Origin of the sequence: Pseudoxanthomonas suwonensis (assembly GCF_010093235.1) — a bacterium.
GTDB lineage: Bacteria > Pseudomonadota > Gammaproteobacteria > Xanthomonadales > Xanthomonadaceae > Pseudoxanthomonas > Pseudoxanthomonas suwonensis.
In genome coordinates, this window is record NZ_PDWP01000001.1 from 57171 (window position 1) to 71911 (window position 14741).

Below are 14741 nucleotides of genomic sequence, written 5' to 3' on the forward strand. Positions count from 1 at the left end.
CGCCAGGCCCCAAAGCCCCGCCGGCATTAACGGAAAGCAACCCGCCGGGGAGCAGAATGCAGGATGGCCCGCGCGCGTGTATCATGCGCGGCCATCTTTTCATCCGAATACAGGGATATAGCCCGATGTCCAGCTATCTCTTCACCTCCGAATCGGTCTCCGAGGGCCATCCGGACAAGATCGCCGACCAGATCTCCGATGCGGTCCTCGACGCCATCCTGGCGCAGGACAAGCGCGCCCGCGTGGCCTGCGAGACCCTGGTGAAGACCGGCGCCGCCATCGTCGCCGGCGAGGTCACCACCACCGCGTGGGTCGACATCGAGGGCCTGGCCCGCCAGGTCATCAACAGCATCGGCTACAACAATTCGGACGTCGGCTTCGACGGCCACACCTGTGCCATCATCAACATGCTCGGCAAGCAGTCCCCGGACATCGCCGCCGGCGTGGACCGCAGGAAGCCGGAGGAGCAGGGCGCGGGCGACCAGGGCCTGATGTTCGGCTACGCCTGCAACGAGGCGCCGGAGTTCATGCCGGCCCCGATCTACTACTCGCACCGACTGGTCGAGCAGCAGGCCAAGGTCCGCAAGAAGAAGAACTCGCCGCTGCCGTGGCTGCGCCCGGATGCCAAGAGCCAGGTCACCCTGCGCTACGACGGCAACAAGGTCGTGGGCCTGGATGCCGTGGTGCTGTCCACCCAGCACGACCCGGGCGTGAAGCAGAAGGACCTGGTCGAGGGCGTGTACGAGCACATCCTCAAGCCGGTCCTGCCGAAGAAGTGGCTGGAATCGCTGCCGAAGAAGAAGGTCCACATCAATCCGACCGGCATCTTCGTGATCGGCGGCCCGGTGGGCGACTGCGGCCTGACCGGCCGCAAGATCATCGTCGACAGCTACGGCGGCATGGCCCGCCACGGTGGCGGCGCGTTCTCGGGCAAGGATCCGTCCAAGGTCGACCGTTCCGCCGCCTACGCCGCCCGCTACGTGGCCAAGAACGTGGTCGCCGCCGGCCTGGCCGACAAGTGCGAGGTGCAGGTCTCCTACGCCATCGGCGTGGCCGAGCCGACCTCGATCTCGGTCACCACCTTCGGCACCGGCCGCATCCCGGACGAGAAGATCGAGAAGCTGATCCGCAAGCACTTCGACCTGCGCCCGTACGGCATCATCAAGATGCTGGACCTGGTGCACCCGGTCTACCAGCCGACCGCCGCCTACGGCCACTTCGGCCGCAAGCCGTTCGAGCTGGGCTACACCGACGGCGCCGGCAAGAAGCAGGTCGCCACCGCCTTCTCCTGGGAGAAGACGGACAAGGCCGAGGCGCTGCGCGCCGACGCGAAGCTGAAGTAAGCCTCGCCGCAGGCTCCAGGAAAGGCCGCCCCCGGGCGGCCTTTTCCTTTGCGGCGGTCCCGCCGGAGCGCGCGGTGGTCCATTCCGCCGGCGGCCGGCGGCTGATGCAGCCATGTGCCTGCGCTGGCATCGGCGCGAGTCGGGAAGACGATCGCAGGCCACAAGCCTCCAGGGGCACCGGCTGGGCACGCGCCATCGCTGCCGCCCTCGCCCGCTCCTGCATCGCCCCAACCAGATCTCGGTGGCCAACATGCCGTTCGCCGGCGGCGGCGCGGCCGGCTCACAGCCGCACCGTCAGCCTTACGTCCTCCGCGCCACCGGCACGCGCGGCGACCACGCGGTCGCCGATGCGTTCGAACGCCAGGTCCACGCGCGCACCGCCCACGTCCAGGCACTCCACCCGCAGGCGGTCCACGCCCGGCGGCAGCTGCGGGTGCTCGATCACGACCTCCCGCGCAAGCGCGTCGATCTCCAGCCCCAGGCAGGCCTGCAGCAGCATGAACACCGAGCCGGCCGACCAGGCCTGCGGTGTGCACGCCACCGGATAGGCGATCGGTGGATCGCCGACGGTGCGCGGGAAGCCGCAGAACAGTTCGGGCAGCCGCATGTCGAAGTAGGTCGCCGCCTCGAACACCTCGCCCAGCAGGCGCGCGGCCTGGCGCCGCGCGCCGTAGCGCGCCATGCCCGCCGCGCACAGGGCCACGTCGTGCGGCCACACCGAACCGTTGTGGTACGACATCGGGTTGTAGCGCGGCTGGTCGCTGGCGAGCGTGCGCACGCCCCAGCCGTTGTCGAAGCGCGGCGAGGCCAGCTGCGCGATCACCCGGCGCGCGCGTTCCGGCGCGGGCAACCCCACGTACAGCAGGTGCCCGGGATTGGAGGCCAGCACCCGGCACATGCGCCCGGCGCCGTCGCGCGCCAGCGTGTAGAAATCCAGGGACTCGTCCCAGAAGCGGGCTTCCACGGTGGCGCGCAGGCGTCCGGCGCGCGCGTCCCATTGCCGCGCGGCCTGCTCCTCGCCACGCATGCGCGCCAGCCCAGCCATCGCGCGCAGCGCCTCCCAGGCATAGCCCTGGACTTCGACCAGGGCGATCGGCCCTTCGGGCAGGCGGCCGTCCTCGTGGAACACCGAATCGCCGCTGTCCTTCCAGCCCTGGTTGGACAGGCCGCTGTCCTGCCCGCGCGCGTACGCCAGCAGCCCGTCAGGATCGGCATCGCAGCTGCGCTCGATCCAGCCGGCTGCGCTGCGCAGCGCCGGCCAGAGCCGCTCGATGAATCCGCGGTCGCCGGTGCGGCGGAAATAGCGACCGGCCAGGACCACGAACAGCGGCGTGGTGTCCACGCCGCCGTAGTACAGGCCGAACGGGATCTCGCCCAGCGCCGCCATCTCGCCCTTGCGGGTCTCGTGCATGATCTTGCCCGGCGCCGAATCGCGGAAGCTGGAGTCTTCGGCCGCCTGGCGCTCGGCCAGGTAGGCGAGCACGCCGCGGGCCAGGCCCGGATCCAGCCACAGCATCTGCAGCGCGGTGATGATCGCGTCGCGCCCGAACGGGGTGGAGAACCACGGGATGCCCGCATACGGATAGCGCCCGGACGGCAGGTCGCTGGCCAGCAGGGCGATATCGGTGCGCGAACGCTCCACCCAGGCATCGAACAGCAGGCCGCCGCCACGCAGTCGCGCACCGGGGCGGCGCCGCGCGCGCAGCGCCCGCCGTGCCTGGGCCATGGCGCGGCGGTGCCGGGTGGCTTCGGGTTGCCCGACCTCCGGCCCGGCTTCCAGGTACAGGGCCATGCCCTGGCGCGGGCCAAGCTGCAGGTCGAAGCGCGCCATCCCGCCGTCCAGGCTGGAAGGCGCCTGCGAGAAGGCGATCACCGTGCGCCGCTCCACGCCATCCAGGCCCTCGTAGCGCAGCACCACGCGGTCGCCCTCGGCCTGCACCTGCGGATAGCTGCCGCGCTTTTGCCGCTGCATGCCGCGCACCTCGAACATGTCGAGGAAGTCGGCGGCGAACTCGATCGTCAGCGGCACCGATACCGGCACGCGGTCGTAGTTGGAGCAGACGATCCGTTCGTGCAGGCGCCCCTGCCACAGGAAGCGCGAACGCTCGATGTGGATCACGCCCTTGCCCGCCGCCGCGCTGTCGCCGATCGGCGGCAGCGGGCGGTTGGTCAGGTGCGCGGTGAACACCACCCGGTCGTGCGCGGCGGCGGCGCTCAGCAAGGTCGGTGGCGCGCCGTCCAGGCCCAGGCGCAGCCGCGACAGGATGCGGGTGCCGTCGTGGAACAGGCCGTCGGCCACCTCGCCGCCGTGGATGTCGCCCAGCGCGTCGCTCACCAGGAAGCTGTCGCCGTCCTTGAGCGAATAGCCCAGCTGGCGGCTGGCCGGAAGCGTGCGAGCCATGCGCATGGCTCAGGCCCTGCGCTGGAACGCGTCGCCGTCGGCGCGCTCCCCGGCGACGGTGGCGTCGTTGGCCGCCTCGGTGGCCGGGGTGGCCAGGCGCCGGTAGAGGTCCAGGTAGGCGCGCGCCATCACCGTGGACGAGAAGCGGCGTTCGAACACCCGGCGGATGTTGCCGCGGTCCAGTTCATGCAGCCGCTCCACCGCAGCCACCGCCTCTTCCATCGACGACACGATGAAGCCGGTCACGCCGTCCTCCACCACCTCGCGCACCGAGCCGTGGTCCCAGGCGATCACCGGGGTGCCGCAGGCCATCGCCTCGATCATCACCAGTCCGAACGGTTCCGGCCAGTCGATCGGGAACAGCAGCGCCGCGGCGTGGCCGAGGAAACCCGGCTTGCGCGCATCGTCGATCTCGCCGATGAACTCCACGCCCGACGCATCCAGCATCGGCTCGATGCAGTCGTGGAAGTACACCGCGTCGGCGGCGTCGACCTTGGCCGCCATGCGCAGCGGCATGCCGGCGCGGGCGGCGATCTCGATCGCGCGGTCAGGCCGCTTCTCCGGCGAGATCCGGCCGAGGAACGCGAGGTAGTCGCCACGCGGCGATTCCGGCGGCTGCAGCAGGTCGGCGGGCAGGCCGTGGTACACGGTGCCCAGCCAGTTGGCGAAGCGCAGCGGCTGGCGCTGCTGTTCGGAGATCGACACCAGCGGGTAACGCGGCCACAGGCGGTACGCCTCCGCCAGCCCGGCCAGGTCCAGGCGTCCGTGCAGGGTGGTCACGGTGCGTCCGGCAAGGTCCTCGAACATGGGGAAGTGCAGCAGGTCGATGTGGAAGTGCAGCACGTCGAACTCGTCGGCGCGACGACGCACCTCGTGCAGCATGGCCAGGTGGGCGGCCAGGTCGGACTTCAGCGGCCGCGGATCCAGGCGCAGGGCCTGGTCGCGCACCGCCACCAGGCGCGCGCGGCTACGGCTGTCGCCGCTTGCGAACACGGACACCTCGTGGCCGAGGTCCACCTGGGCGTCGGCCAGGCACGCCACGATGCGTTCGGTGCCGCCATACAGGCGGGGCGGCACGGCTTCGTAAAGGGGGGCGATATGGGCGATGCGCATGCCGTGCCCTCCTCAGTGCCTGGCACGGGCCCGGCCGCCGGCGGACGGCCTGCGCGCGTGGTGGCATGGGATCGAAGTTATGGCGTTCATCGTGCTCCTCCTCTTTGCGGTCGCCGGCGGCAAGCCACGGGCCACGCCCGCGGCCATGGAGGACGCGGGCAACGCAAGGGGACGCACGGCCAGCACCGTCGGTCGGCCCGGAACACGCACGGGGGACGGTGGAGCGGTGTTTCCGCGGCCGGCCGTGGGCGCCGCCGCAGCGGGCAGATGGGGCCGGCAGTGGACCTTTCAAGGGGCTGCCCGGCGCCGTAGTGGACGGCACCGGGCGGCGCGGGGCTCAGCCGGTGTTCTGCACGCCCTGGGAGACGCCGTTGACGCTGGCCACCAGCGCGCGCAGCAGGGCATCGTCCTCGCGGCCACTGGCGCGCCAGCGCCGCAGCAGGTCGGCCTGCAGCACGCTGATCGGATCCACGTACGGATTGCGCAGGCGGATCGACAGCGCCAGGCGCTGGTCGTGCTGGAGCAGGAACTCGTGGCCGTTGATCCGCAGCACCCAGTCGCGCGTGCGCGCGTGCTCCTCGCTGATGCGCGGGAAGAACTCGCCGTGGAGCCCGTCGCCGGACAGGCGCGAGAACATCTCGGCGATGCCCATGTCGCCCTTGGCCAGGACCATGGCCAGGTCGTCGAGGAAGGTACGGAAGAACGGCCAGTCCGCCGCCATCTCGCGCAGCACGTCCTCGCCATGCCGCTCCGCGGCCGCCTGCAGCCCGCTGCCGACGCCATACCAGCCCGGGATGACCGCGCGCGCCTGGCTCCAGGCGAATACCCAGGGGATCGCGCGCAGGTTGGACAGGGCCGCATCCTGGCCCAGCCGGCGCGAGGGCCGCGAGCCGAGGGTCATGCGCTCGATCACGTCGATCGGGGTGGCGCTGCGGAAATAGTCCATGAACCTCGGCGCGCCGACCAGGGCGCGGTAGGCCACGCTGCTGGCCTGGGCCACGGTGTCCATCACCTCGCGCCAGCGCGCCTCGCGCGGCTCCGGCGGACGCGGTCGGATGCTGGAGACCAGCACCGCGCCGGTGGTCTGCTCCAGCGAGCGCAGGGCCAGGGCGCGGATGCCGAACTTGCGGTGGATCGCCTCGCCCTGCTCGGTCACGCGCAGGCGGCCGTCGACGCTGCCGCGCGGCGATGCGTCCACCGCACGGGTGGTCTTGCTGCCGCCGCGGCTGAGCGAGCCGCCGCGGCCGTGGAAGAAGGTCAGGCGCACGCCGTGCTCCTCGGCCACCTGCAGCAGCTCCACCTGGGCGCGCTGCAGGCTCCAGCGCGAGGCGGCGATGCCGCCGTCCTTGCCGCTGTCCGAATAGCCCAGCATCACCATCTGCACGTTTCCACGCGCCCGCAGGTGCTCGCGGTAGACCGGATCGGCGAACAGGTCGCGCAGGGTGTCGGGACCGTGGCGCAGGTCGTCCACGGTCTCGAACAGCGGTGCGATGTCCAGCGGCACGCGCCCGGCCTCGTCGACCAGGCCACCACGGCGGGCCAGCGCCAGCACCGCCAGCACGTCGGCGCGGCTGCGCGCCATGCTGATGATGTAGGCACCAAGGGCGTCGGGCCCGTGGCGGCGGCGGGCGTCGCCGAGCGCCTGGAACACGGCATCGAGGCGCCGGTTGCCCTCGTCGTCGGCCTGCGGCAGCGGCTGGCCTTCGCCGGCATGCCCGGCCAGGATGCCCGCCTGCTCGACCGGATCGCGGTTCTCCCACTCCGTGTCGCCCAGGGCGGCGGCAATGGCGCGCGCATGGATGGTCGACTCCTGGCGCACGTCCAGCCGTGCCAGGTGGAAACCGAAGGTGCGCAGGCGCCAGACCAGGCGCCGCACCGAGAACCAGCCGGCGTGGACGCCGCGGTTGTGCTCCAGGCTCTTGCGGATCAGGTCCAGGTCGCCGGCGAACTCCGCCGGCGAGCCGTAGCCGACCGCCTGGTCCTCCAGCGTCGCCAGCAGGCGCGCGCGCATCAGCTCCAGCAGCAGGCGGTACGGCATGTCGGCGTGGCGCGGTCGACTGGCCGCCGCGGCCGGCGGCAGCAGCGCGCGGTATTCCTCCAGCCGCTGCAGCACCGCCTCGTCGACGCCGGCCACGCCGGTGCTCTGGGTCAGCATGCTGGCCAGCTGCTGCAGCTCGGCCGCGTACTTGCCGAGGATGGCGCGGCGCTGCGCATCGAGGGTGTTGCGGATGGTGGTGGCGTCGACGTTGGGATTGCCGTCCATGTCGCCGCCGACCCAGGTGCCGAAGCGCAGCAGGCGCGGCAGCTCGGTGGCGATGCCGAAGCTCTCGCCCAGCGCATGCTCCAGCGTCTCGTGGAACGCCGGCATGATCCGGTACAGCACCTCGGTCAGGTAGAAGCCGACGTGCTCGCGCTCGTCGTCCACGGTCGGTCGCACCGGCGAGGAATCTGCGGTCTGCCAGGCCGAGGTCAGGGCCATGCGGAAGCGCGCCAGGTCCGCGGCGCGCTCGCCGGGGGTGCGGGTGCCGTCGAGGTCGTCGACCAGGGCGGCGACCATGATCTGCTCCTTCTCCAGCAGCGCGCGCCGCACCGCCTCGGTCGGATGGGCGGTGAACACCGGCTCGATGTCGATCCGCTCGAGCCATTCCAGCAGCTCGGTCGGCTCCACCCCGGCCTCGCGCAGCCGGCGCAGGGCGTCGTGCAGGCTGTCCGGCTGCGGGGTGTCGCCGCCGGCGCGCTGGTAGTCGCGGCGGCGGCGGATGCGGTGCAGGCGCTCGGCGATGTTCACCACCTGGAAGTAGGTGCTGAACGCGCGGACCAGGGCCTGGGCATGGGCCGGCTCGAGGCCGTCCAGCAGCGCCGCCAGCGAGGCCATGCCGCCGCCGTTCTGGCGCCGGGCGATGGCGGTGGTGCGCACCCGTTCGACCTCCTCGAGGAAGGCCGGCGACTCCTGTTCGGCGAGCATCTCGCCGACCAGTGCGCCGAGGCGTCGCACGTCGTCGCGCAGGGGAAGGTCCGGTGGAGCGAACTCGAGATTGCGTGGGGCGTTCATCGATGCGCGCGGAACTCTGCGGAAGCGGGCGACCTGGCAGCTTAGCCGGGTGTTGTGCGACGCCGCAAAAGTTTCAGGCGTATCGGAAGTCCGCGGCCGGCACCGGGCCGGCCGCGGATTGCCTCAGCGGCCTCCTGCCGCCGCCTCCGGCCGCGCCTGGCGCACGTACTTCTGCAGCCAGTCGTCGCTCTCGGCGAGCATGTGCAGGATCGACTCGCGCGCACGGTAACGGTGCGACTCGTTCGGCAGCATCACCAGCCGCGCGGTGCCGCCCAGGCCCTTGATCGCGGCGAACATGCGCTCGCTCTGCATCGGGAAAGTCCCGGAGTTGTTGTCCTGCTCGCCATGGATCAGCAGCAGCGGGGCCTTGATCCGGTCGGCATGGTTGAACGGCGACATCGCCAGGTAGGTCTGCTGCGCCTGCCAGTAGTTGCGCTCCTCGGCCTGGAAGCCGAACGGCGTGAGGCTGCGGTTGTACGCGCCGCTGCGGGCGATGCCGGCCTTGAACAGGCCGCTGTGCGCGAGCAGGTTGGCGGTCATGAACGCGCCGTAGGAGTGCCCGCCGACCGCGACCCGCTCCGGATCGCCCACGCCGCGCCGCGCCAGCTCGTCGACCGCCGCCTTCGCGCTGGCGACCAGCTGCTCGACGTAGGTATCGTTCGGCTCGGCATCGCCCTCGCCCACGATCGGCATCGACGGATCGTCCAGCACCGCGAATCCGCGCGCCAGGAACGGCAGCGGTCCCCAGTAGCTGACGCGGTTGAAGCGGTAGGGCGAATCGGTGACCTGGCTGGCGGCCTGCGCGGATTTGAACTCCTGCGGGTACGCCCACATCAGCACCGGCAGCGGGCCGTCGCGGCTGGCGTCGTAACCGGCCGGCAGGTAGAGGGTGCCGGTCAGCTCCACGCCGTCGGCGCGGCGGTAGCGGATCTGTTCCTTGGAGATGTCGCGCAACTGCGGGGTCGGGTGCGGGAACGCGGTCAGCGCGCGCAGCGGCTGCGCGGCGGCGGCATCGCGCACGTAGTAGTTGGTCGGCTCCTGCGGCGACTCGCGGGTGATGAGCAGGCGCGTGCCGGTATCGTCCAGCAGGGCGCGCGGCTCCTCGTAGTAGGGAGGCTGGGAATGGAACAGGCGCTCGCGCTTGCCGGTAGCCAGCTCGTAGCGGTCCACGAACGGACGGTCGCCCTCCGGCGAGGCGCCGTCGCCCAGCAGGAACAGGCTGCCGCCGTCGGCGCTGGTCTGCAGGCGCCGGCGGCCGGCCGCGTCGGTCACCGTGGCGAGCCGGCCAGGATCGGCGTAGCGGTCCTCGTAGGAACGCTCGAACATCAGTTGCGGGGCGCGGCCCGGCTCGTCGGGGAAGACGCGCCAGGTGCGGACCTGGCGGGTCTTCCACCAGAACTCGTCCAGGGTGGCCAGGTCGCCGCGGGCCCAGGTCAGGCCGGCCAGGCGCAAGGACAGGTCGGCCAGGCGGGTGGGCGGAGCGTCGAACGGCGCGGCGTGCATGAAGACCGTGTCGCGCACCTCCGCCGCGCGGGCCGGATCGCCACCGTCCCGGGCCTCGACCCAGGCCAGGGTGGCCGGGGCATCGGCGCGCCAGTGCACGTGGCGGGCGCCCGTGGGCACGGCGTCGTTGCCGGTCGGCAGGCCTTCCACCAGCGGCAGCCGTGCGACGGTGTGCACGGACGCGCCGGTGCGCGCATCCAGGACTTCGACCACGCGCGGGAAGCGGGTCACCGGCACCAGGTAGGAGAACGGGCGCTGCGCCTGCGTGGCCAACACGTAACGTCCGTCGGGCGAGGGCGAACTGGCCAGGTACAGCGCCGGTGCGCCGAGCGGCGTCACCTTGCCGCCGAGGTCGATCCGCGCCAGCTGCGACAGCAGGTAGTGCTCCAGGGTCTGCGCGTCGGATTCGTTGCGCAGCAGGTCCTGGTAGGTACGCACCGAACGCACGCCGGCCCCGGCCTCGGTGTGCTGTATGGCCGGGCCGGTCGGCACCGCGTCGGCCGGCGGCAACGGGCGCGCCCGGTCGCTGCGCAGGTGCACCAGCAGCCCGCGGCTGTCCGGCAGCCAGGCGTAGCCGGCGCCGATGGTGTTCAGGCCGCTGGCGAGGCGGCGCGCCCTGGCCGAAGCGGTGTCGACCAGCCACAGTTCATTGGCGCCGCTGGCGCGGTCGAGGCGGTTGAAGGCCAGCCAGCGCTGGTCGGGGGACCAGGCCAGTCCGGCCAGGCCCAGCGGTTGCGGCAGGCCGGCGATCCGGCGCTCGGTGCCGGTGGCCACGTCCAGCAGCCACAGGTCCGCGCCCAGGGAGAAGTTGCTTGGGGCATGCACGCGCGGATGGAAGCGCAGGCCGGCGAGCTTCAGCTCCGGCTGGGCGACCACGTCGATGCCGGGCAGGTCGGGCGTCTGCACCATGGCGGCCAGGTCGCGCCTGGGCGCCAGCCACAGCTGCGGCGGCCGCGGCGCGTCGGCGATCGCCTGCAGCTCCGCTACCGGGGCGCGGTAGCCCGCTTCGCCGGTGGCCTGTGCGATCGCCAGCGGCGACGCGAACAGGACGGCGGCGGCGAGGAGGAAGGCGTGGAGGCCATGGCGCACGGGGCGTGGCTGCGCGGACATGGGGACGACGGATCCGGACATGCGGAGGTTCCCTGTGGGCGGACTGCCGTGATAGCAGCTGGCGGCCCATGCCGCCACCGACGGAAGTCCCATATCCGGCGCCGCCCGGCCGGTTCATGCCCCGATCCGGATGCACCGATATAATGCGCCGGCGCCGTCGAGGGGCGCTGCGACCAGGAACCGCGCGGAAGCATCCGCCGCCGCCCAGCACGGGCGCCCCTGGCCAGGCTCGACGCGCTCCACCGCAACAACGGCGCCCGGACCACTGGGGATCTCCCCCTCTCCTCCGGAGCATGCAATGAACGCCGTAGCACAGACCTCTTCCGCCACCGCGCCGTACAAGGTCGCCGACATCTCCCTGGCCGACTGGGGCCGCAAGGAGATCGACATCGCCGAGCACGAGATGCCGGGCCTGATGTCGATCCGCCGCAAGTACGCCGCCTCGCAGCCGCTCAAGGGCGTGCGCGTGACCGGCTCGCTGCACATGACCATCCAGACCGCGGTGCTGATCGAGACCCTCAAGGACATCGGCGCCGACGTGCGCTGGGCCTCGTGCAACATCTTCTCCACCCAGGACCATGCGGCCGCGGCGATCGCCGCCACCGGCACCCCGGTCTTCGCCTGGAAGGGCGAGACCCTGGAGGAGTACTGGGACTGCACCCTCGACGCGCTGACCTTCACCCTGCCCGACGGCACCCTCACCGGCCCGGAGCTGGTGGTGGACGACGGCGGCGACGTCACCCTGCTGATCCACAAGGGCTATGAGCTCGAACAGGGCGACGAAAGCTGGGTCAACTCGCCGTCCGGCTCGCACGAGGAGCAGGTGATCAAGAACCTGCTCAAGCGCGTCGCCGTCGAGCGCCCGGGCTACTGGACCCGCGTGGTCGCCGACTGGAAGGGCGTCTCCGAGGAGACCACCACCGGCGTGCACCGCCTCTACCAGCTGGCCGAGGCCGGCAAGCTGCTGGTGCCGGCGATCAACGTCAACGACTCGGTCACCAAGAGCAAGTTCGACAACCTCTACGGCTGCCGCGAGTCGCTGGCCGACGGCCTGAAGCGCGCGATGGACGTGATGCTGGCCGGCAAGGTCGCCGTGGTCTGCGGCTACGGCGACGTCGGCAAGGGTTCGGCGCACTCGCTGCGCGCCTACGGCGCCCGCGTGATCGTCACCGAGATCGACCCGATCTGCGCGCTGCAGGCGGCCATGGAGGGCTTCGAGGTCGCCACCGTCGAGGACACCCTCGGCCAGGCCGACATCTACGTCACCACCACCGGCAACCGCGACATCATCACCCTCGAGCACATGCAGGCGATGAAGGACCAGGCCATCGTCTGCAACATCGGCCACTTCGACAACGAGATCCAGGTCGACCGGCTGTACGCCTCCGGCGCGGTGAAGACCAACATCAAGCCGCAGGTGGACAAGTTCACCTTCCCCTCGGGCAACAGCATCTTCCTGCTGGCCGAAGGCCGCCTGGTGAACCTGGGCTGCGCCACCGGCCACCCGAGCTTCGTGATGTCCAACTCGTTCTCCAACCAGACCCTGGCCCAGATCGACCTGTGGGAGAACAAGGGCAAGTACGAGAAGGTGGTCTACCGCCTGCCGAAGAAGCTGGACGAGGAAGTGGCGCGCCTGCACCTGGAGAAGATCGGCGTGAAGCTGACGAAGCTGACCCAGGGCCAGGCCGACTACCTGGGCGTGCCGGTCGACGGCCCGTACAAGCCCGAGCACTACCGCTACTGAACCGCGTCCGCGCGGACACAGGCTGCAACCGGAACGGGCGCCGCAAGGCGCCCGTTTCCGTATCCGCGATCTAGACCATCTCGCTGGCGCGGGCGGCGGCCTCGGGCGAGGTGGTCTTCATGGCGATGGAGCGGATCGCCTCGGACACGCCCGCCAGCGGCACCCGGTCGCCCAGGCGGCGGAAGGTGTCGCGGCTGTCGTAGCCGGAACTGTCGGCCAGGTAGTTGTCGTACATCTGCAGCAGCTCCTGGCAGGCGGCGGCCAGCGAACGCTGGCTGCCGGCGGCCAGCGCCTTGCCGACGCGGTCGAAGGTGTGCAGGCAGTCGGACAGCCACAGCAGGTCGTAGCGCGCCTTGCTGTGCTCGGGGCCGTAGTGGCCGCGGGTGTAGGCGCTGTAGTCGCGGATCGCGGTGGCCACGCGCGCGACATGCTCGAACAGGGTGCCGATCTCGCCGGAGATGTCCAGGCAGTCGATCATCACCGTGGGTACCGGGCGCTCCGGCGGTTCGGCCTCGCTCTCCTCCACGCTCTGGCGCAGGGCGGCGTACTCCAGCTGCAGCGCCTCCAGCTGCTGCGCGACCGCCTGGGCCTTTTCCTCGGCACGGCGCAGCGCGGCGCGGTAGCGGCCGATGCGGTCCTGGGTCTCGCCATGCGCGGTCCGTTCGCGCCGCAGCCGGCGCGCGGAGACGACGGCCAGCACCGTGGCGCACGTTGCCCAGACGGCGAGGACGCTCATCAGGATGATCGGGAATACGCTCATGCGTTCGGGATCGGCAGTGGCGGGGTTGGCGCCGGCAACGGGCACGGCGGACCAGCCCCTCGCGGGGCTGGCACCGATAGATCGGCAGCATCCGCCTAATCCTGAGCGCCCGCCGACGTGCGGGGACGCCGCGCGGCCTCAGGGCCGCCAGTTGGCGTTGTTTTCCCAGAACTCGACGCTGCGGCGGTAGGCCTCGCGGTCCAGCGGCACGCCGGAGCCGCCCTCCTCCACCCCCAGCGCGTTCCGCATCATGGTGATGGGCGCCATCGGGATCTCCTCCGGCTCCATCGTGTACAGGCAGCCGACGATGCCCCAGTCGCCGTCGATCGGGCTGCCCTCCTTTTCCAGCTGCGCGGCGCTGTACAGGATCGGCACCAGGTAGTTGGCCACGGGCGGCTCCACGCCCTCGAACCAGCGCACCAGCACCGGCAGTTCCTCGCGGCTGCGGGCCTCGTAGGCCGAGCGCAGCAGGTGGCGGTTGGCGTCGGTGATCGGCACCGTCAGGCAGCGGGTACTGGTCCAGTTGCGGTGGACGTGCAGCTTGCAGAACGGGGCGTAGCCGTCGATCACCTTCAGCGGCTCGTGCTCGTTGAGGTAGCGCTCGAATTCCTCGGCGCTGCAGTCCTGGATGGTGTTGCCGCGCGGCTGGCGGGGAAACAGGCGGGTACGGGCGAAGGGGGTCATGACGATGCGCATGGCTCATTTTATGAGCCGGGATTCGGGATTGGGGATTCGGGATTGGGAAGAGCAAGGGTGTCCCTATCCGGACCTTGGCCCGCTGTCCCGGGCTGTTGCGAATCCCGAATCCCCAATCCCGAATCCCGGCTCTAATCCTTCATCGCGATAAAGAGATATGATTGCGGCGCCCCACGGAAATGCCGCGATGACGCCGATCAGCTTCGAGTTCTATCCGCCCAAGACCGATGAACAGCGCGCGCAGCTGGACCGCGCCGCCAGCCGCCTGGCGGCGTGGGCGCCCGAATACGTGTCCTGCACCTTCGGCGCCGGCGGCTCCACCCTCAGCTACACCTCCGAGACGGTGCGCCATCTCAACCAGCACCACGGTTTCGAGGCCGCGCCGCACCTGTCCTGCGTGGGCGGCAACCGCGAGGAGATCCGCGAACTGCTCAAGCTCTACCGGGCGATTGGCTGCCGGCGCATCGTCGCCCTGCGCGGTGACCTGCCCTCGGGCATGGGCCACCCGGGCGACCTGCGCTATGCCTCCGAGTTGGTCGAGCTGATCCGGGCCGAGCACGGCGACCGCTTCCACATCGAGGTGGCGGCCTATCCGGAGACGCATCCGCAGGCCGAGGACGCGCTGGCGGACCTGCGCTACTTCAAGGCCAAGGTCGACGCCGGCGCCGACGGCGCGATCACCCAGTACTTCTACAACCCGGACGCCTACTTCCGCTTCGTCGACGACGCGCGCCGGCTGGGCGTCGAGGTGCCGATCGTGCCCGGGATCATGCCGATCTCGAACTTCACCCAGCTGCGGCGCTTCTCCGAGGCCTGCGGTGCGGAGATCCCGCGCTGGATCGCCCGGCGCATGCAGGCCTTCGGCGACGACGCGGCGGCCGTGCGCGAGTTCGGCGCCGACGTGGTCGCCGCGCTGTGCCGTCGGCTGGTCGAGGGTGGCGCGCCGGCGCTGCATTTCTACACGCTCAACCTGGCCAAGCCGACCGAAGCGGTCCTGCAGCGGCTGGCCTGACCCGGCG

Annotated in this window: 9 protein-coding genes; 3 read left to right on the top strand and 6 right to left on the bottom strand. The window is 71.2% G+C overall.

Going from position 1 to position 14741, the window contains the following annotated elements; all coding sequences use genetic code 11:
* Positions 1-125: 125 nt before the first annotated feature.
* Positions 126-1343, top strand: a complete 1218-nt coding sequence (gene metK / locus CSC68_RS00270; RefSeq protein ID WP_162201514.1) for a methionine adenosyltransferase — start codon at positions 126-128, stop codon at positions 1341-1343.
* A 280-nt stretch (positions 1344-1623) separates the two neighbouring features.
* Here the strand turns inward: metK and CSC68_RS00275 are convergent, their stop codons facing one another.
* The 4 genes from CSC68_RS00275 to CSC68_RS00290 all read right to left on the bottom strand — a co-directional run bounded on the left by CSC68_RS00275 (position 1624) and on the right by CSC68_RS00290 (position 10522).
* Entirely contained in the window at positions 1624-3744 is a 2121-nt protein-coding gene (locus CSC68_RS00275; RefSeq protein ID WP_246193397.1) for an amylo-alpha-1,6-glucosidase, read from the bottom strand.
* A 9-nt stretch (positions 3745-3753) separates the two neighbouring features.
* On the bottom strand, positions 3754-4857 hold the full coding sequence (locus CSC68_RS00280) for a glycosyltransferase family 4 protein (RefSeq protein WP_162201516.1): 1104 nt from the start codon (positions 4855-4857) through the stop codon (positions 3754-3756).
* A gap of 337 nt (positions 4858-5194) precedes the next feature.
* On the bottom strand, positions 5195-7909 hold the full coding sequence (gene ppc, locus CSC68_RS00285; protein WP_162201517.1) for a phosphoenolpyruvate carboxylase: 2715 nt from the start codon (positions 7907-7909) through the stop codon (positions 5195-5197).
* A 123-nt stretch (positions 7910-8032) separates the two neighbouring features.
* Positions 8033-10522 (bottom strand): prolyl oligopeptidase family serine peptidase, encoded by a 2490-nt coding sequence (locus tag CSC68_RS00290; protein WP_162201620.1) that lies wholly within the window; start codon positions 10520-10522, stop codon positions 8033-8035.
* Between the two features lie 298 nt (positions 10523-10820).
* Here CSC68_RS00290 and ahcY point away from each other — a divergent pair, with 298 nt between their 5' ends.
* Positions 10821-12266, top strand: a complete 1446-nt coding sequence (gene ahcY / locus CSC68_RS00295) for an adenosylhomocysteinase (protein WP_162201518.1) — start codon at positions 10821-10823, stop codon at positions 12264-12266.
* Positions 12267-12336: 70 nt separating this feature from the next.
* On the opposite strand, the gene CSC68_RS00300 is transcribed toward ahcY, so the two are convergent.
* Together CSC68_RS00300 and CSC68_RS00305 are read right to left on the bottom strand one after the other, a co-directional pair.
* A complete protein-coding gene (locus CSC68_RS00300) occupies positions 12337-13002 on the bottom strand; it encodes a hypothetical protein (RefSeq protein WP_425501181.1) in 666 nt (221 codons plus the stop codon).
* Between the two features lie 162 nt (positions 13003-13164).
* Positions 13165-13722: a DUF3228 family protein gene (locus CSC68_RS00305; protein WP_162201520.1), complete on the bottom strand. Its 558-nt coding sequence runs from the start codon at positions 13720-13722 to the stop codon at positions 13165-13167.
* A 187-nt stretch (positions 13723-13909) separates the two neighbouring features.
* On the opposite strand from CSC68_RS00305, the gene metF reads away from it, so the two are divergent.
* Complete coding sequence (gene metF / locus CSC68_RS00310) at positions 13910-14734, top strand: methylenetetrahydrofolate reductase [NAD(P)H] (protein ID WP_162201521.1); 825 nt, start codon at positions 13910-13912, stop codon at positions 14732-14734.
* Positions 14735-14741: the final 7 nt, after the last annotated feature.